We start from the raw sequence: 19,288 nt of genomic DNA, 5'->3' as shown, positions 1-19,288 counted from the left end.
AAACTGACACTTTCTTACCCCCGTTATGGCGACTATTGGATGCGGTAGAGTTGGCGGAGGAGTATATGTATGTCGCTAATACGTGCACGCAAGCGATTAGCACGGCAAGATCAACCTCAATTGCCCTTTCAGCATATCAGTCATAGTGGCGATGCACGTATAGATAATGTGTTTGTCGCTGAGCGTGTGCAATCTGAGCATCCGGAATCCCCGGTTCCAGCACTGGTGCCGGAAGAGTTGATGGCTCTTTGTATAGATATGAGTGAGGTCGTTGGTGGGGGCACGGTTGCCAGCGCCGGCTATATTGGATCAACCCTGGTCCGTTATGCTGCCAACATATTGATGGCTCGCATGGTTTCACCGGCTATCTACGGCATGTTTGGTGAAATATTTAGCCTGACCTATATTCTGGGCTGGGTAGCAAAATTAGGCTTCGATATTGTCTTTGTACGGCTTCTTCCCCATTATCGCTTACAAAGAGAAACGGGACTGATGACGGGCCTGACCCGCTTTATCCTGCTGATAACAATGGTGCTGGGGATATTTTTTGGCCTGCTCTTCTGGGTCTATGCTCCACAGATTGCGCTGCTGTTTTACCACGACTCATCATGTGCTTTGTTGCTGCAGGAAGCGACCTTGCTTATTCCTTTGATCGCCCTGCAAACAGTGATTGCTGCGGGCTTACAGGCCTTTAAAGAAGTGCTCTGGAAAATGTATATTGAGCGCTTATTGCAGCCGATTCTGACCCTGCTTATGTTGTCGCTGGCCTTTCTGCTGGGCTGGAAGATGGAGGGGCTTAGCATCTCAACCATTGTGGGCTATGTTTTTTCGGTTGTAGTTGGACACCTGGTGCTGAGACGCATCGTTAAGCGGCATACCCTGCATACACCAGCCGCCCATTATCAGGTACGTTGCTGGCTGGCTTTGACCCTACCAATGTTTTTTAATGGACTGGTCTATGCCCTGGCGGATACGGTGAATGCGCTGCTGCTTGGATTGCTGGCTATTCCCAGTCAGGCGGCTGGTTACCTGGTAGCGGAACGGGCGGCTATATTTATCACCATGCCATTAGCGGCGCTCTCCGTTCGCTATACTCCCTTGATTGCTGAATACTACTACCATGGCCTTCCGACGCGCATTATGCAGATGTATGCCGCGATTACGCGCTGGTCTGTCTCATTGAGCCTGCCTGTTTTTCTCTGGTTCCTGGTCTTCCGACAAGCAGTTCTGGAAGGATTTGGAGCCGCATATGCTGGCTATGGAACCGTGCTGATTATTGTATGTATTGGTTTTTTGATTTATGCTGTCCTGGGGCCAGCTTCATATATCTTTGTCATGGTTGGATCGCCGCGCCTGATTATGGTCAATAGCACACTCTCCATTGGCGCCAACATTGTACTCTCATTTATCCTGATACAGCACTATGGAGCCCTGGGAGCGGCCCTGGGCATCTTTTTTTCCTCCCTCATCACCTATGGACTGAGCTTTTGCTGGGTTGGCTGGTACCTGAAAATGCAGCCCTTTCGCTGGAAACTGTATAAGCCATTGCTGGCTGGCGGCCTGGCTTCGCTGATCGGTTATCTCATCCTCCATTGTATTCAATTTGAAACGGGTAGCCTCCGTATTCTGGCAACTCTCGGAGCTATGATCCTGTTCATCATCATCTACTGTTCCGCCCTCACCCTCCTCCGCTTTTCTCCCGAGGACCTGTTTGTCTTTGCCCGCCTGTTCGGCAAATTTAACTTGCGCCCAGCTACCTGATGCTAATAGAAGCCTTTTTTATACGTTGGTGTAGCCATTCGCGCTTTGCGCGAATGGCTACACCAACGTATAAAAAACCATTTGAGCGCTGTAAGCGCGTAGCGTCAGGAGCCGAAGGCGCGAAACGTATGTCTTTCAGACACACTCTAAAGGTGACAATAAGCTGGAAATAAAAGAGTGTTTTAGCACTAATATGGTATGATTGCATAAAGCGATGAAAAAATGTAGCGCTTCTTCTCTTGCTTTTCCACATCGCTGTGTGGCGATGTTAGCACCCACCGTCGGAGGTTTTCATATGGCTTTTGGCCCATATCGAGATACCTATCATTTATTTTCTTCTGTTCCTTTACCACCGCTGCAGTTGTTGCGTCAGCGTTTCCAGCGCCCTCGCCTTGATGACATAGCTGACTCGGTCGTAAAGGCTATTGAGTCCCAGACTTTGAGGGAGCAGATCAGGCCGGGAGCGCGTATCGCTATCTCGGTAGGTAGCCGGGGCATTGCGCATCTGGCGTTGATTGTGCGTACCGTGGCCTCCACTTTGAAGCACTATGGCGCCGAGCCCTTTATTGTGCCTGCCATGGGCAGTCACGGCGGAGCAACTCCTGAAGGCCAGCGCACGGTCGTGGAGAGTCTGGGAGTGACCGAGGAGTATTGCGGCGTGCCCATTATCTCTTCGCTGGAAGTTGATCTGCTGGGTACTCTGCCCAATGGCTTGCCCGTCTATATAGATCGCGTTGCCAATGCTGCGGATGGCATCATCGTGCTCAATCGCATCAAACCGCATACAGACTTTTCAGCTCCCGTTGAGAGCGGCCTGTCCAAGATGCTGGCGATTGGTCTGGGTAAGCATAAGGGAGCACTGACGCTTCATTCCTGGGGACTGGATGGCTTACGGGTTCAGATTCCTGAGGTGGCAAAGTTTTCGGTGGCTCATGCTGCTATTTTATGTGGGCTGGCGATTGTTGAGAATGCATATGATGAGGTGGCTGAAGTGGTGTGTGTGCCGCCTGATGGTATTGGTACTGAGCCCGAACGTTTGCTTTCTGACTGGGCGCGTGCCTTGATGCCGCGCTTGCCGTGGGATGATCTAGATGTGCTGGTAGTGGATGAGTTGGGAAAAAACATCAGCGGGGCTGGCATGGATCCCAATATTATTGGGCGTATACGCTCGGGACCACAGAAGCAAACGGCGGTGGAGGCGACCGCGATTGCTGTGTTGCGCCTGACCGAGGCTTCACATGGTAATGCGATCGGATTGGGCCTGGCTGATTTCACTACCGCCCAACTGTATGAACAATTGGATAGTCAGTCCCTTTATATCAATAGCCTTACGGCTGGTGTGATCGCTTTAAACTCTGCCAAGTTGCCATTGATCCTGGAAACTGAGCGTGAGGCTGTCGCGGCAGCTATACGCAGTTGTGGACGGCCGGATCTTACGCAGGTACGCCTGGCGCGCATCAAAAATACTTTGAGCCTGGAATATCTGCTCGCCAGTCCTGCCAGTCTGGAATATCTGCGGCCTGACTGTGATATTGAGTTGCTGGGAACTGCCGAGCCTTTTTACCTGACAGATGATAATGCCCTGACACCTTTTGAGCATATTTTGCGTTCTCATGCCTGACTGTAGGGAGACCGTAATTTAGATTTTTTTATTGAAGTTTTGCCTTGTATGAATATAGAGTATAAAAACAGAAAGAGAATGGTGCTCTATGGATACGCGAGAAGTATCAACTCCATCTACACAATTGCATACTATTCAGGCGGGCGTGGTGGCGCGCGGAAAGCCGATTGAGCTGAATGAGGTCGCTATTTTACTTCATCCGCAAGACGATGTGGCCATTGCACGTGTCCCGCTGAGTCGTGGCGTTGTTTTGCGCTTGCCGGGTGAGCCGGAGACGCAGGTAGAGGTTGTACAGCGGGTGCTCTCTGGCCATAAAGTGGCGCTCCATGCGATGGCTGAGGGCCAGCCGGTGCGACGCTATGGATCTGTGATTGGTTTTGCTACCCAGGCTATTCAAGCGGGCGAGCATGTGCATAGCCACAATCTTTCGGTTGGCGAATTGAAGCAAGATTATCAATATGGGGTAGATGTCCATCCAGTTGAATACGTACCAGATGCGCAACGTCGTACGTTTATGGGCTATCGACGTCCAGATGGTCGCGTCGGGACGCGCAACTATGTGGCGATCATCAGCTCAGTAAATTGTTCGGCTTCCACCGTGCGTGCCATTCAGCGGCGTTTTGGACCTGAGATAATGCGGGCCTATCCCAATATCGATGGTGTAATTGGTTTGACGCATAAGAGCGGCTGTGGTATGCGTACGGGCAGTGCTGCAGTTGAGCAGTTGCAGCGCGTACTGGCTGGCATGGCCCTGCATCCCAATGTTGGCGCGTATCTGCTGGTCGGCCTGGGCTGCGAGAGCAATCAATTGCAGGATATGATTCAGGCCATGCGGCTTGATGATGCGCAACAGTGGAAACAGCCCCACTTTTTAACCTTGCAGGAGAACCATGGTGTCGCGCACACGATAGCGGAGGGAGCGCGTATCATCGAAGGGCTGTTACCGCGGGTAAACGCCGTCCAGCGCGAAGAAGTTCCCATCTCCGAGTTGAAGCTAGCGCTGCAGTGCGGTGGGAGCGATGGCTGGAGTGGCATCACCTCTAATCCGGGCCTGGGCTTCTGCGTTGATGAGCTGGTGCGCCAGGGTGGGACCGCGGTGTTGAGCGAGACACCTGAGATTTATGGGGCTGAGCATATTCTCTTGCGGCGTGCTCGCAGCCGTGAGGTTGGAGAGGGCTTTGTGGAGCGTCTGCGCTGGTGGGAACATTATACGGCCATCAACGACATGGAAATGAACAATAATCCATCACCTGGCAACAAATTGGGCGGCTTGACCACCATTTATGAGAAGTCGCTAGGAGCAATCGCCAAAGGTGGCACTACACCTCTTAATGCGGTCTATACCTATGCACAACCTATCACTGAGCGTGGCCTAGTCGTCATGGACACTCCCGGGTACGATCCTGTTTCGGCTACCGGCCAGGTAGCTGGCGGCTGTAACATGATTGTTTTCACCACTGGCCGTGGTTCGATGTTTGGCTTTAAGCCAGCGCCATCGATTAAAGTTTCCTCCAATACTGCTCTGTACGAAAATATGCCAGATGATATAGATATCGATGCGGGCGTCGTTCTTGATGGTGTCAGCCTTCAAGAAGTCGGGCAGCGGATTCTCGATGAAGTGATTGCGGTGGCCAGTGGTAAGCAGAGCAAGAGTGAAGCTCAGGGACTGGGCGAAGAGGAGTTCGCGCCCTGGATTCTGGGAGCTACCATGTAGCGTTTATCTGGCAGTGTGCCAGACTCTCATGCCGCACCTTGTTTTATATGGTGGTGGTGCGTCGGTCGCGCTCAGCGCGACCGACGCACCACCACCATATAAAACGTTTTTTTGCTATGCCAGTGTCGTCACGGACTGTTCGACCGAGCGTTTGTTATGCCATTGACGTGGCAGGAGAGGAGCCTCGATCACAGTCGGCCCGGCGTGCCGGGTGGCGCTTTGAATCGCCTGGCTCAGTTCTTCTGGCGTGGTGACGCGCACGGCCTCGGCATGGAAGGCTCGTGCCAGGGCTACATAGTCAGGGGCCAGCAGATCGGTGGCGATATAATGGCCGCTATAGTTGCGCTGCTGATCGGTTTTCACCCTGGTAAAGGTTGCGTCATTGAAAATTACCACTATGACCGGTAGCTTCTCCTGAGCTGCGGTGGCCAGTTCGCTGCTATTTAAGAGGAAACCGCCATCTCCACATAAGGCGATTACTGCGCGTCCCGGCAGCGCTACCTGGGCACCAATGGCCAGCGGTAAACCACTGCCAATGGTGCAGAGCTCGGCTGGATGAATAAAAGTACGCGGCTGGCGCACGGTCAGATGCTGAGCCGCGGCATAGCCCAGCATGGTCATGTCCGCGACAACCATGGTATCCGCTGGCAATTGCGCCAGCGCACTCTGTACGCCTTCTAGCATGGTGAAATTCTCGCCCTGAAAAGCTACCGTATGCAGGTAGAGGGCCTCGCGCAGATCATCCAGGGCGCCATAAGGCGCCGTACGTTCGTGGGGATACTCTTTTAAAAACTTGTAGAGCGCATCCAAAGCTACTTTGGCGTCAGAGACAATGCCGACCTGGGTGCGGTAATTGTGCCCGATTTCTGTTGGATCGATATCAATATGGATCATGCGCTCTGGCAGAGGTAGGCGCCTATCGGCGGTTCTTTCCGCGCCCAGTTTGCTGCCCACGACCAGTACTGCATCGCGTGTCGCGATAAAGGCATCTAAATCCAGGGGCAGATTGTCATTGGTTGCCAGCACTAATGGATGGTTGGTGGGTAGTACATCATGGCTCTTACTACCGAGCAGAACTGGCGCTTGCAGAAGCTCGGCCAGTTGCAATAATTGTTGGTTGGCGTTGGCCGTCGTGACTCCGGCGCCCGCCACTATGAAAGGACGCTCAGCTTCGCGTAGGATTTCTACCGCCGCTGCCAGCGATTCAATAGAAGGGAGAGGACGCTCAAAGGGACCAGGGATAGTAATATCTACATCCGCTTCCTGGTTGAGCAGATCGCACGGAATCTGAATATAAGCGCCACGTGGTCGCCCTTGCTGCATGACGCGGAATGCATCGTGCAGCGCTTCCGAAATCTCTTCTACATAATTGACGGAGCGTGTCCAGCCTACCAGAGACTCCATCAAGCCTAGCTGGTCTTTAATCTCATGTAGTTCTCCGCGCGCATGACCCTGTGTCGCACGCGATTGGGAGCTACTGATAATTAATAATGGAATAGAATCGGCATAGGCACTGGCCGCCGGTGTTGTGATGTTGGTGACACCGGGTCCGGTGATGGTACAGACCACGCCGGGACGTCCTGTAGCTCGTGCGTAGCCTTCGGCCATAAAGCCAGCACCTTGCTCGTGGCGTGCCAGAATGTGACGTATTCCTGGCTCATTGTAGATTGCGTCATAGATTGGTAATGTATGAACACCTGGAATACCAAAAATGGTATCCACGTTATTTGCGCGTAATGCTGCGATGACTGCTTGAGCGCCAGTGAGATGCTGCCTATTGGTCACGCGAGAGACTCCTCAATTATTAAAAAATAACAATCATATGTTTAAACACAGTGATAGGACGTCTAGTCGGACGTCCCATTGATATATTTAATGTTCTTCTTTTTTTACTAGCTTACCACATTCTGGATGATCAAGCACCTTCAATGGGACTGGTATCTTATTGCCTGAGAGATGTGGCCAGCGTTATTTCCCAGAAGCTATGAATTATATCAGTAAAGGTTGCCCGGGTTTCTTTTGTTTCTGTCCTGTATAAGGTACCCAAAAGCACTGTTTTTAGTTTACGGCAGCGCTTATTGTTGTGACTTTTGGGCGGGCGTGATATATACATACAGTGGAGAAAAACATATCAATATATAAAAGAAAGGAAAAATGTTTTCAATGAAAGGGTCTGGAAACAGCAGCAAGGTAAAAAATAGCTATTTTTTGACTATTCCCCTCTTTTTTTGGTAATTTTAACCGAATATTGTTTATGATCTCAATGAGAGATATACAGCCAGAGATGGTAGTTTCTAAAGAAAAGCAGCAAAGAAAGGCTTCCATATCATTCTATGAAATCACTTCTTAATTTAAAGCGTTTCCATATTGGAAAACATGAACGCTACTTGATTGGTATCATCATATTAGCGACCCTACTGCGCTTTATTCTTATCTATTTTAACTGGCCTTCTACCAATAGCGATGAAACAACTATGGGTCTGATGTCTCGTCATATCGCCTATAATGGGGAGTGGCCGATCTTCTACTATGGCCAGTCTTATATGGGACCAATCGAAGCTTATCTGGCTGCTCCACTATTTCACTTGCTGGGTTCCTCTCTTTTTACTTTGCGACTGGAACTCTTACTTTTCTTTGCCTTATTTTTGCTGGGTATGTATGCTTTAACCGCTTTACTACATACACAGAAACTTGGACTTTTTATTTGCCTGCTCTTCAGTTTTGGGGCAACGCCTATTTTACTGCGTCAGCTAAAGGCCATCGGCGGATATCCAGAAACCGAATTTTTCGCTGTAACCATTTGCGTGATTACAATCTGGCTGGCTCTATATGCATATAAAATTGATACGTTTAAACGTACCAATGGGAGACGTATCTTTATCTATGGCGTGTTGGGGTTAATTATTGGCCTATCTATATGGGAAGATATGTTGATTTTGCCCTTTGTTTGCATGGGTATACTTTTTCTGCTGCTCTTCTGCCGTCGTGAATGTTTCTCCTGGGCTGGTGTGGCCCTGGTTCTTGGCACACTCATTGGCCTTATGCCTCTCATTATTTATAATGTCAGCGTTCCGTTGGATCAGAATGCCATTGTGGTGCTAGTACAGCTTCACAATGGAGGGACAAACGCCCATGCAACTTTATGGCAGCAGCTAGTTGGCACCTTTGGTATTGCTCTGCCGGGCGCCCTTGGCTATAATTCTGGTTGCACCCAGAGTCAATTTCCATATTTTGGGCAGACAGTCGTATCATGTGTGGTGACACATTTCGGCTGGAGTATTGGCTATCTTATTTTATGGAGTATTGCTGCCTTTATGTCCGGACGGGCCGTCTGGAAGCTCTGGCGCGCGCGGCAAGGAATGTCCCTGTGGCATCCAGAGTGGACATTTGAGCAGAGCCGTCAACTTATTATTGAATGCGGCCGCCTGATGGTGCTGATTTGTGCCATTGGCACGCTGTTCCTGTTTGTTTCAAGTTCGGCATCTGCCCTCACTCCTGGACCTACCTCGCGCTATTTGATATGTATACTGATTTCAATGCCGGTGATTCTGTGGCCCTTATGGGATGGCTTAAGCTTGCTGCTGCTGAAATTGAAAGCAAAAGAGATCATTGTATTGGTTGTTCGTACATTGGTGCTCGGACTGATATTCTTTGTATATGTGAGTGGCACAATTGATATATTTGTTAAGGAAGTACCGCAGGCTCAGTTTGATTATCAGCGTGAGCAGCAGACAGTTCAGAGTCTAGAGCACATGCATTTAAAGTATGTTTATTCGGAATACTGGACTTGCAATAACATTATCTTTATAAGTAATGAGAACATTATTTGCGCGGTGGTGAATGCTCAGCTGAAAGATGGCTATAATCGCTATCCAGCCTACGCGACCGAGGTCAAAAAAGCGACACGGGTAGCGTATATCTTTCCGTTAGGATCAGACCTGGATAAAAACTTTGTCAAAATGGTGAACTTACATCAACTTCCAGTAGCGTACCAGATTTTACGTATACCTGGCTATCATATCTTCACTCCCAGGTAGATTTTTTTCTGGTTGTGCCTCAGAAATGGTGGTTTAGATAGAGTGACCTGCGCTACTGGAAAAATAAGTAGCAGTCTGTCAAGAGGATATTTCTATTACCATTAACGATAGAAATATCCTCTTTATTATGATAATCCCTGAAAAGAGAATTGATTTTTACTGCGCTGGATAGATATATTTTGATGGTATATGCCGATTGTTCATAATGAAGGTAGCTATGTGGTTTGTCTGTGGTATATGTGAAGTGAGAGGTGTTGTTCGTATGGAGTGGATGCAATATGGGCATGAGGGGACCCAACCGTGGAGATTGTGGTGTAGTGTCTGGGGCGGCGTTGCGCGCGTGCTAGGCGGCCTGTTGATCATCGTGGTGGCTGTTTATTTTCCAGTGCTGGCGCTGGCACGATCTGCACCGACCACGTATGCCGAATATGTCAGCTCGAATCCTGCTGCGAATGCTTTTTTGCTGACCGCGCCTACTGCCGTGGCTGTCCACTTTTCGGCTCGGTTAGATATACCTCATAGTACGCTTACGGTGCTGGATGTTAACGGCAAGCAGGTGAGTACTGGCTTGGCGCAGGCTGATAGGGTCGATCCCGCCACACTGGTCATTGCTATGCAGGCGAATCAGTCAGAGATCTATATTGTAAACTGGCATACAGTGGCGGCACAGGGGAACTATCATGATGGCGGTAGTTTTCGTTTTTTTGTCCACATCAATCCGTTGCTTAAAGGTGTGCTGGCCAGCGCGCCAGCCCAGGCGTCAAAGACAGCTGGAGCGCAGCCAGCTTCTTCGTATGTATCAAAGGCTGACCGAATTGGTGTTCCTTTATGGCTGGCTGGCCTGATCGGACTGGCAGGACTGGTGGTGGGCGTCAGTGTGATGTGGTCATTTTCACAGCAGATAGAACACCGTCGTGCTATCGCCCTGATTGTGCCAACTGAAGATGATTGAGAGTCCTTTGATCGGGTCCCTGTAGCCTGTTTATAACCCTCGCCGTAACGTGATCCTGGTCGCATCTTTTGTATTCAGTTCATCTGTATATTCGGCTGCTTCAAAACCAAGTCGCTGCCAGAAACGTTGCGCCTGCGTATTTTGTGTGAGAACGGCCAGGCTGATCGCCTGCGCACCCTGCATAGCCGCCCACTCAGCAAAGATATGATAAATTTTTTCTCCTAATCCACGATTGCGCTCTTGCGGATCGAGCAGTAAAAGATAGAGATACCACTCATGTTCGGTAGGATAATCGCGAATGGCATCTACCAGGCCAATCAACCTACCTGCTGGCGTAAAAATACCGATCAACAATTTATCGTTATACGTTTTTCCTGCTGGAAGTTCAGTAAAGATATGTTGCGCCGCATCCGGCCCTGGTTTGCCTCCTGTCGCCAGCTCTATATAATCCGCACAACGCTCATAGAGGTCCTGCACACTGGCAGTATCTGCCAGCGTCAGATAGCGGATCACATAGTCAGTGACCAGGGGAAGTGTCTCTTTTCTCATTCGACGTTACCTCTACTTTTTTCCTACCTTACGCTGACTGCCTGTTAATTTTCCTCTTCTCTCCATTTGACCCGGCAGTACAGGCGGCTTAAGATGTTTGAATAGCCACATCTTTTATGCCCACTACTTCTACGATACATCATAAAGCGTATTCTTGCCAGATTACAAATGATCCGTGCAGCAATCAGCCGCAGCCAAAAAATTAATTTTGCTCGCTTTCATCCGTCTATTTAATATAGCCTTGATATAGCCTTTCCTTATTACATTACGCTCTTCTTTGGAGAGGGAAAAAGGAGTATCTAGATGTCAAAAATGTCTACTCAAAATCCTCAATCAGATCCCAATGTTGCAAGAGCGATTCAATGTACGAATTGTCAGAAGACTTTTATGATTGGCCTTGCCGATGGTGGCAAGGATATTCATTTCTTAAACATGATTAGCTGGGATTGTCCAGCCTGTAAGAATCACAATCTTACACCTTTTCTCACTACAATGGCCTCTTAATGCCAAAAATTATGAGTTAACGCTTTTCCCAAGGGCGTGTGAAATGCAGGCGCTTCGTGCCTGCGGAATCAAGCTGAGGCAAGCTCAGCACCTATGACGATTCGTACCTGCGATACTCAAAAAGTTTTAAGGTGTCGTGCAAACATGCGCCGAATGCATGTTTGCACGACACCTTAAAAATGTGCTCCCGAGCCTTATATCTATGCTGAGAGCATAGCTCAGAGTAGCACCTATGCTCTCAGCATTTTTTTATGCTTTCTTGCATACTTGAAGAACTGGTATGATACAGGCAGATGACAAAGAAAAGGAAGTTCCTTATATGAAAATTCTTATTCTGGGTGGCACGGTATTTCTGGGTCGCGCCCTGGTCGCTGCCGCGCTGGCGGCCGGCCACGAGGTGACGCTCTTTAATCGCGGGAATCATAGTGATGTAGAGTATCCAGGTGTCGAGCAATTGCATGGCGATCGAACGCAGGATCTCTCTCCTCTACAGGGTAGGGAATGGGATGCCGCTATTGATACCAGCGGCTATCATCCCGATGTTGTACGTACTTCGGCTCGCTTGTTGGCTGGTGCCGTGAAGCATTATACTTTTGTGTCCAGCAAATCAGTCTATGCTGATTTTTCGCGGCCTGGAGTGGATGAGTCGGCTCCGCTGGCCACTTTGACGCCTGATCAGCTGGCCTCCACCGCACAGATGAAGCCGCCATATGGCGAGCTATATGGTGCTCTCAAGGCTCTGTGCGAGCAGGCGGCCGAAGAAGAGATGCCCGGCCGTGTGCTCAATGTACGCTCAGGTTTACTCGTTGGTCCATATGACGGCAGTGATCGCTTTACGTATTGGCCTGTGCGTGTAGCTCGTGGTGGGGAAGTACTGGCACCCGGCCGTCCGGATAAGATGATACAGTTTATCGATGTGCGCGATATGGCTGATTGGATTGTGCGCATGGTCGAAGCCGGCCAGACGGGTATCTATAATGCAAACGGACCGGTTGGCCAGCTGACCATGCAGCAGCTTTTAGAGCAGTGCAAGGCTGTCAGTGGTAGCGATGCAACCTTTACCTGGATTGATGATGCGTTCCTGAACGCGCACGAAGTCGGTTCGTGGATGGAGTTGCCGCTCTGGATTCCAGATAGCGAGGCCGATCTGACTGGCTTCATGCTTGCGAGCGTGGCACGTGCCCAGGCAGCCGGGTTGACCTACCGGCCGCTAGCTACCACGATCGAGGATACCCTGGCCTGGAACCAAACTCGCCCCATCGGTCCACGTCGAGCTGGTATGGACCCCAAGCGTGAAGCACAGCTACTTCCACTCTGGCATCAACGCTCCCTGGCTTGACATTAGTGAGCAGTGATCAATCATTAGCAGTCAATCATTAATGGGCAATAATACGTATGTTTATTATTGCCCACCCCTCTTCTATGATGGATATACGCCAATTTTAACGCCAGCGGTCTCCCCTGCCGGGGATGGGGGTATTCCTACTCTTCTTTACCACCGCCGCGGGCGGCAAAAAGGAGAATTGGAAAGCCTGCTTTGACTGGCCTCTTTCATTGACATATTCAATTCTATATGCTACATTTTTTTTGTGTCGAGAATAGCACAATAAGATGAGTTAAACTTGAGAAGAAGATTAAAAAGCTCCAAAACACCTCAAGTGTACTCATAAGCTTCAAGTACTTCAAAGCTTCCACACAGTCAACCTTCTTGAATAATGTCCCTGTAGAGCTGCTGATGCAGTAGAGTGCATCGCTCTATATGCATCGAAAGTATCTTTCAGAGGGGCCAGCCCGACACCGAACAGAGGAGATTTTGTCCAAAGAAGGAGAACAATGACATGGCAGGCAACAAATGTGTTGTATACGTTGAACCGGGGAAAGTCAAGGTTGAAGATATCGAGTATCCGAAGCTAGAATTAAAGGAACAAAACCGCAAATGTGAGCATGGCGTAATTCTGCGTGTGATCGCTACCAACATTTGTGGCAGTGACCAGCATATGGTACGTGGGCGTACTACTGCACCAAAAGGTCAGACCCTGGGCCATGAAATTACCGGTGAGGTGATCGAGATTGGACGGGACGTCGAGTTTATTAAAGCTGGTGACATGGTTTCTGTCCCCTTTAATATCGCCTGTGGACGTTGTCGGATGTGTAAAGCGGGGAACACAGGCGTTTGCTTGAATGTCAATCCAGCTCGCCCGGGTGCGGCTTATGGCTATGTAGATATGGGAGGCTGGGTTGGTGGCCAGGCTGAATATGTAATGGTGCCTTATGCCGACTGGAATCTACTGAAGTTTCCAGATAAAGAACAGGCGATGGCGAAGATAAAAGATCTGACCATGCTTTCAGATATCTTTCCCACTGGCTACCACGGAGCTGTTAGCGCCGGTGTAACGACTGGATCAACCGTGTATGTAGCTGGTGCGGGACCCGTTGGCCTGGCCTGCGCGGCTTCAAGTCAGCTTTTAGGCGCCGCTGTAGTTATCGTTGGCGATATGAATCCAGAGCGCCTGGCACAGGCCAAAAGCTTTGGCTGCGAAACGGTTGACCTGCGCGAAAAAGCTGAACTGCCCGATATGATTGCGCAGATTGTTGGTGAGCCGGTTGTCGATGCGGCTATAGACTGTGTCGGTTTTGAAGCACGTGGACATGGAATGGGTGCTGCTGAAGCGCCGGCGACCGTTTTGAATGACGTAATGACTATTACGCGCGCCGCAGGGCGGGTAGGCATTCCAGGCCTGTATGTGACAGGCGATCCCGGTGGTATTGATGAGAACGCGAAGCATGGGCGCCTGGGTGTGGATATGGGCCTGGGCTGGGCCAAGTCCCTTTCATTCGCTACCGGCCAGACGCCGGTGATGCGCTACCAGCGACAATTGATGATGGCCATTTTGAATGACAAGATTCAGATTGCTAAGGCGGTTAATGCCACCATTATTCCGTTGACCGATGCTCCCCAAGGCTACGTAGACTTTGACAAGGGAGCTGCAAAGAAGTTCGTGTTAGATCCCCATGGTTTGCTCAAGTAACTGTGCTCGCTTTGCTGACAGAAGCGATGCAGGTCCGGGAAAGAACAAATCTGTTTTTTCCCGGATCTTTTTTGTACGCACGGCGACCAGTATCGCTTAGCTGGTAACATAATGGGGGAGATTCTGACTATGGATATCACATTTATAAATACTATGTGTATTACTACGGAATAATTCGTAATCTGGCGAACACACTCTCACTCTATATTTGTGCAATTCTGTCTATTTAACAAATAGTCATATTACCCTAATAGTTACAACTTTATGTCGCCGTGATTCGTGTTATAGGGAAAGGAGGGTATTATGACAAGTAAGCAAAGGGTCAGAATAAGCGTAGTAGGAGTGGCTGCGTTTTTGTTAGCTATGCTGTTGGTGGTGAACCCATCTGGCACATCCTCTGCCAGAGCAGCAGTAGCTTCAAATACGGCCGCAGGTAAGGTCATTGATGTGAATCTGACGCAGCAGAAGCTGACAGCCTTCGCAGGTGGTAAGGCAGTATATACTACCCTGGTACTGACTGGTCGAGCAGGCTTAGAAACGCCGGTTGGTATCTATCATGTCTTTGCGAAGGAGAGTCCGACCACTTTCTATTCTCCATGGCCAGCAAATTCGCCCAACTACTATGGTCCAACCCATATCAATTATGCCCTCGAATGGAAACCAGGTGGCTTCTTTTTGCACGATTCCTGGTGGCATAGCGTATATGGACCGGGCACTAATGGCTGGCATAGTGACCCCGTATATGGCCGGCAGGATGGATCTCATGGTTGCATTTCTATGCCTTATGCGGCCGCACAGTGGCTTTATAACTGGGCCCCCCTCGGTACTACTGTACGGATCCATTCCTGATGTCTGTGCCCTGAAGTAAGGATAGTATATGAAGCGGCATGCGCTCGGCGCATGCCGCTTCATATACTACAAATAGCTTGGGCGCAGATGCGCCCGTGCGCTTAGCGCGCATGCAAAGTCACGACTCCGGCTGCTGGCACAACTAGCGCGTGTAGACCTGGACTCAAGCTCAGTTCTTCCTGCTGAACGCTCTGGCCACGGCAATCGCGAATGTGTAGCAGACGTGGTCCGTGATCCTCTGCGACTTCCAGGACGAGGCGCTGCTCCAGAGTACCATTGATGATGATGAGTTCCTCTGGTAAGGAGGCTGGGATAGTTATCACGTTGTTTTGATAGGATACGATCAGGTGCTTTTGTCTGGTTGCGGCACTGACCATGGGATAGAGTACTTCTGGATGTGAAGGCATTAGCGTGCCATCTAGCAGGACGTCACGTTGTTGACGCCAGAAGGCCAGCCAGTAGCGTACCACCTCTAGATGAGGAGCTGGCAGTTTATCGAGCAGGACCGATATTTGTGGTACAGAGAAAAGGACGTTGATTAATTGTAAGGCGACTACTTCGACTGGCTCGTTTGGATGCCACATCAACATATCGGCATGGGCTGCAGTCTCGCCGCACAGCAGGCGGATGTCCAGCGTACGTACCCGATTGGTGATGAACTCGTAGGGACAATCGCCAGCGCGGAACATATTACCATATTTGCGCATGAGCGGTCCGACATATGATTGCCGGAACTCAATCAAGATGTCAGGCTTTAATGCTCTGAGCCGGGCCATCACATCTGTTAGCAGGCGATCAACGGCTTTATCAATCGATTGCTCGTCGCGTTCCTCCTCTGCCGCTGTCTTTGCAGGTGGTACCGCGGCGGGCGCTGGAGCTGCGGAAGGCTGAGGAAAACGCGGCTCGGCCCGGAAAGCGTCCACAAAGTCCAGTTTAAAGCCATCTAAATCCCATTCGACCAGGGCTTTTTCATAGAGTTGAATCAAATATTCGCGCACCTCGGGATAGCGTGGATCAAGGACGCCGGCGCCCAGGCGTTCAATCGTATACAGCATGCGGTTACTAAAACGCGACCAGGCCTGGCTGTGCTGGCCAACAAATGGGACCGAGTACCACAGGATATATTTCATATCCAGTGCATGCACCCTGGCGACATGGGCCTTCATGTCTGGTATTTTCTCGGTTGCTACCTCCCAGTCACCGCAATAAGCATAGCCGCGTTCATTATTCACTGTTTGCCAGCCATCATCCACGATGACCGCTTCGCAGCCAAGTTCTTTGGCGATGCGACACTGAGCCTCAATCGCGGCAGGCTCTAATTGCTGGTGGAAGCTATACCAGGTAGAATACATGGGCAAGCGTGCCTGTTCTGGTACCGGAGCTGGTTCGTATCCAGGTTGTTGAGCCCACCATTGCTGAACTTCATTCAGGGCCGTGTAGTAAGGGATGGCACGCGTATCCAGGCGCAATGTAGCCTTATAGTCAGACAACTCGGGCGAAGATTCCACAAAGAGGTCCAGAGAGCAGCGTAATTCTCCCGTCTCTTCGCTCACTCCCGCTTTTATCTCAACGGCCTCCAACGCGTCTGAGAAGGCGGCGGTAAGCCGGTTTTCCCCATGATAATTATAGAGACTGACGACTGGCATCTGTGAAGTGACTTTAGCGATATGTCCTCGTGTCCAGTTTGCTGGAATATTTTTATTGCGATCACTGCCCGAGTGCCAGATGCTGTAGATGTCGTGCATAGGCAGCGACCAGCTGATATGTATGCGTGGGACCGGTTCGGGACGTTGTGCGTTGGCCATAATCTGCAACTCGATCAGCGTCAATCCAGCGGCAACCTCGGTCGCTGTTTGCGTTGCCGTAAAGCTATCTCCTGTGCCTGTGATAGAAATTGTCGATGCTACGCCAGGAATAGTTGTCATAACGTGTAACTCCATTATTGTAAGCGGCAGCAAAATGATGTATTAAACAAGTTTTTACAACCTGTTGTACAATTTATAATGGAGTCTACCATATATATAGCATTTTATCCATCCAGGCCAGCGATCATGAGCAGCATTTTATGCGCTCCAAATATTTCATTCAGGGATTTGGTGCTGTGAGTATACTGTATAGAGGAATTGCCGCAAATTGGCAATATGGATAATCTGTCTCTGCTACATTGCTACATCTAAGAATGTGTTGGACTTTCATGGCTTCTAAGTGTTCTTTGCCTGACGCTACGCGCCTTCGGCGCTCAAAAGATCTTTTATTTGTTGGTGCAGCATGCGCTCTTTGCGCATGCTGCACCAACAAATAAAAGGGCTCGGGCGCGGATGCGCCCATCCGCACAGGGGCTATCTGATTCCTGGTGCACTGGGCATCAGACACATTCTTATAGTTAGTGCACACTGAACGAAGGAGCCCGCGTAAGTGGATAGTGTTGAGTTTGTCGATTATATTGAACCTTATATCGAAGCATCTGTAGATTGTATTATGCTGCATATGCAGCAGCGGCATCTGTATACAGGACATCGCAATGATGCGTTCTGGAACCTGCTGTTTGAAGAGATCCGGCACTTTCTGTTACGTACCTATGATACCTATGAGGTTGAGGAGCTGACTGAGACGGATGGTACGATGTGCTGGGCTTTTGGCTACGATGATGCTGTCTCTGGCTGGAGCTGGATACGGGGTGAAGAGGAATATGCGCGCCGTGAAGATGGGCCGATTGTGCGCGCCTTGCTTAATGCCCATATGAGCGTGGCGGCATTCTACAAAAAATACCCAAAAAATCATTGGATTGAAATCTGGTATGGTCCGGGTACGATCAAGTTGATCAAGCATGAAGGTGAGCGCACACTACTGACGATGCCTGGCTTTATAGAGGCGCGCATCGATCTGTTGCAGCGTCAACTCAACGCATACTATACTAAAGACCACCAGCAGGAACGTGAAATTGAAGCGCAGGACGCTCAAGGGATGGTGGTTAAAATTCGCCAGAAGCAACTGGACGATCAGCCGACATACTGTTACACCTGCCAGATTGAACAACCGCGCGGCTTAATCCAGTTCAGTAGCGAAAAATTTCCCTCCAAATCTCTGGATGAACTTATTTTGATGCTCTGCTATGACGTGCTGGGCTTTGAACGCTTCTTTACACGCAATCGCTTTGAGGAATTGATGGGTCCTCTGTCGAGCCATAAAAGTCTCATTCCTGGCTGGCAGGCTGTCTCACAGGCACAGCAGGTGGTATTAGAGCATATCCAACAGCAAGATGGTGAGCGTCAGGCATAGCTCATATTAGCATGGTTGCCGTGGCTGGCGCATGTCGTAGCCATCATACGCCAGTCGCAGATTATTAATAGGCAGGTTGTTTGTCCGGTGTGCGCTGCCCACGCATCAGCCAGACATAGCCATCCTCTAGCTCTGGTTCGGTCTGGGTGATGCTTGCTCCTGCCAGTTGGCGAATGGCTATTTCCTCGCCAACCACCCGGTATTGAATGCCTTGCGCCATATGCAAGGTTGAGACCACAATGAAGTCCCCTTGGGGCTTCTGACCTTGCGTGGTGAGCAGCCAGACCTTACCGGCCGTCTGCTGTATCAAAGCGGCCGTGGTGCCGTGGAAGATAATTTCTCCCGCACGCATAACGGCTAGCTTGTGGCAGGTTTGCGCGATATCTTCCACGATATGGGTCGAGAGTAGCACCGTGCGATTGCCCCCTAAATCGCTGAGCAGATTGCGAAAGCGGATGCGTTCCTCTGGATCGAGGCCGGCCGTGGGCTCATCGACGATTAAGAGCTGTGGATTGTTGAGCAGGGCCTGCGCAATGCCGACGCGGCGCTTCATTCCGCCTGAGAAGGTTTTCAGCTTCCTCTGGGCGACATCGCTCAAGGCAACCATTTCGAGCATCTCTTCGACCCGCGCCCTGCGCTGTTGGCGCTGATCCAATCCTTTCAAGATCGCCACGTAGTCCAGAAACTCGCGCGCACTGAGATCGGGATACATGCCGAGATCCTGGGGCAGATATCCCAGTATGCGTTTGATCTCGGTACGTCCCTTGTCGCTCGTGCCGTCGTGTGTGCCTACCTGGATGCTGCCCGAAGAGGGATAGAGGATGCCGGCCAGCAGACGCATGAGGGTTGTCTTGCCCGCCCCGTTCGGTCCGAGCAGGCCAAACATGCCGCTCTCAATCGTCAAATCGACCCCTTTTAAGGCCTGTACATTGCCGCGATAGTGTTTTGTCAGATCTTCGATGACTATTTGCATGGTGAAAAGCTCCTTTTACC

Annotated in this window: 14 protein-coding genes; 10 read left to right on the top strand and 4 right to left on the bottom strand. The window is 50.2% G+C overall.

Features of this window, described 5'->3' with window-relative positions; all coding sequences use genetic code 11:
* Nucleotides 1-69: 69 nt before the first annotated feature.
* The 3 genes from JMI88_RS21035 to JMI88_RS21025 all read left to right on the top strand — a co-directional run bounded on the left by JMI88_RS21035 (nt 70) and on the right by JMI88_RS21025 (nt 5,096).
* Nucleotides 70-1,761, top strand: a complete 1,692-nt coding sequence (locus JMI88_RS21035; protein WP_201363943.1) for an oligosaccharide flippase family protein — start codon at nt 70-72, stop codon at nt 1,759-1,761.
* A gap of 295 nt (nt 1,762-2,056) precedes the next feature.
* Entirely contained in the window at nt 2,057-3,382 is a 1,326-nt protein-coding gene (locus JMI88_RS21030; protein WP_201363942.1) for a nickel pincer cofactor-dependent isomerase, group 22, read from the top strand.
* A gap of 88 nt (nt 3,383-3,470) precedes the next feature.
* Nucleotides 3,471-5,096 (top strand): UxaA family hydrolase, encoded by a 1,626-nt coding sequence (locus JMI88_RS21025; RefSeq protein ID WP_201363941.1) that lies wholly within the window; start codon nt 3,471-3,473, stop codon nt 5,094-5,096.
* Between the two features lie 114 nt (nt 5,097-5,210).
* On the opposite strand, the gene JMI88_RS21020 is transcribed toward JMI88_RS21025, so the two are convergent.
* Nucleotides 5,211-6,881 carry a thiamine pyrophosphate-binding protein gene (locus JMI88_RS21020; protein WP_201363940.1) on the bottom strand — a complete coding sequence of 557 codons (1,671 nt, stop codon included), beginning with the start codon at nt 6,879-6,881 and terminating at the stop codon, nt 5,211-5,213.
* Nucleotides 6,882-7,429: 548 nt separating this feature from the next.
* Here JMI88_RS21020 and JMI88_RS21015 point away from each other — a divergent pair.
* A complete protein-coding gene (locus JMI88_RS21015) occupies nt 7,430-9,133 on the top strand; it encodes a glycosyltransferase family protein (RefSeq protein WP_201363939.1) in 1,704 nt (567 codons plus the stop codon).
* Nucleotides 9,134-9,395: 262 nt separating this feature from the next.
* Nucleotides 9,396-10,085: a copper resistance CopC family protein gene (locus JMI88_RS21010; RefSeq protein ID WP_201363938.1), complete on the top strand. Its 690-nt coding sequence runs from the start codon at nt 9,396-9,398 to the stop codon at nt 10,083-10,085.
* A 30-nt stretch (nt 10,086-10,115) separates the two neighbouring features.
* Here the strand turns inward: JMI88_RS21010 and JMI88_RS21005 are convergent, their stop codons facing one another.
* Nucleotides 10,116-10,634: a GNAT family N-acetyltransferase gene (locus JMI88_RS21005; RefSeq protein WP_201363937.1), complete on the bottom strand. Its 519-nt coding sequence runs from the start codon at nt 10,632-10,634 to the stop codon at nt 10,116-10,118.
* A gap of 303 nt (nt 10,635-10,937) precedes the next feature.
* On the opposite strand from JMI88_RS21005, the gene JMI88_RS21000 reads away from it, so the two are divergent.
* The 4 genes from JMI88_RS21000 (at nt 10,938) to JMI88_RS20985 (ending at nt 15,016) form a co-directional block, all read left to right on the top strand.
* On the top strand, nt 10,938-11,138 hold the full coding sequence (locus tag JMI88_RS21000) for a hypothetical protein (protein ID WP_201363936.1): 201 nt from the start codon (nt 10,938-10,940) through the stop codon (nt 11,136-11,138).
* A 319-nt stretch (nt 11,139-11,457) separates the two neighbouring features.
* Nucleotides 11,458-12,477 (top strand): NAD-dependent epimerase/dehydratase family protein, encoded by a 1,020-nt coding sequence (locus JMI88_RS20995; RefSeq protein ID WP_201363935.1) that lies wholly within the window; start codon nt 11,458-11,460, stop codon nt 12,475-12,477.
* A 499-nt stretch (nt 12,478-12,976) separates the two neighbouring features.
* The gene (gene fdhA / locus JMI88_RS20990) at nt 12,977-14,167 is read left to right on the top strand and encodes a formaldehyde dehydrogenase, glutathione-independent (protein WP_201363934.1); all 1,191 of its coding nucleotides are present in this window, start codon (nt 12,977-12,979) and stop codon (nt 14,165-14,167) included.
* 303 nt (nt 14,168-14,470) lie between these two features.
* Nucleotides 14,471-15,016, top strand: coding sequence for a L,D-transpeptidase (locus JMI88_RS20985; protein ID WP_236022990.1), 546 nt, complete (start codon nt 14,471-14,473; stop codon nt 15,014-15,016).
* Nucleotides 15,017-15,117: 101 nt separating this feature from the next.
* Here JMI88_RS20985 and JMI88_RS20980 read toward each other — a convergent pair whose 3' ends face one another.
* On the bottom strand, nt 15,118-16,941 hold the full coding sequence (locus tag JMI88_RS20980; RefSeq protein ID WP_201363933.1) for a glycoside hydrolase family 36 protein: 1,824 nt from the start codon (nt 16,939-16,941) through the stop codon (nt 15,118-15,120).
* Nucleotides 16,942-17,431: 490 nt separating this feature from the next.
* On the opposite strand from JMI88_RS20980, the gene JMI88_RS20975 reads away from it, so the two are divergent.
* Nucleotides 17,432-18,295: a hypothetical protein gene (locus JMI88_RS20975; protein WP_201363932.1), complete on the top strand. Its 864-nt coding sequence runs from the start codon at nt 17,432-17,434 to the stop codon at nt 18,293-18,295.
* Nucleotides 18,296-18,359: 64 nt separating this feature from the next.
* Here JMI88_RS20975 and JMI88_RS20970 read toward each other — a convergent pair whose 3' ends face one another.
* Nucleotides 18,360-19,268 carry an ABC transporter ATP-binding protein gene (locus tag JMI88_RS20970; RefSeq protein ID WP_201363931.1) on the bottom strand — a complete coding sequence of 303 codons (909 nt, stop codon included), beginning with the start codon at nt 19,266-19,268 and terminating at the stop codon, nt 18,360-18,362.
* Nucleotides 19,269-19,288: the final 20 nt, after the last annotated feature.

This window comes from Dictyobacter formicarum, assembly GCF_016587435.1.
This window is presented reverse-complemented; position numbering and strand designations above follow the sequence as displayed.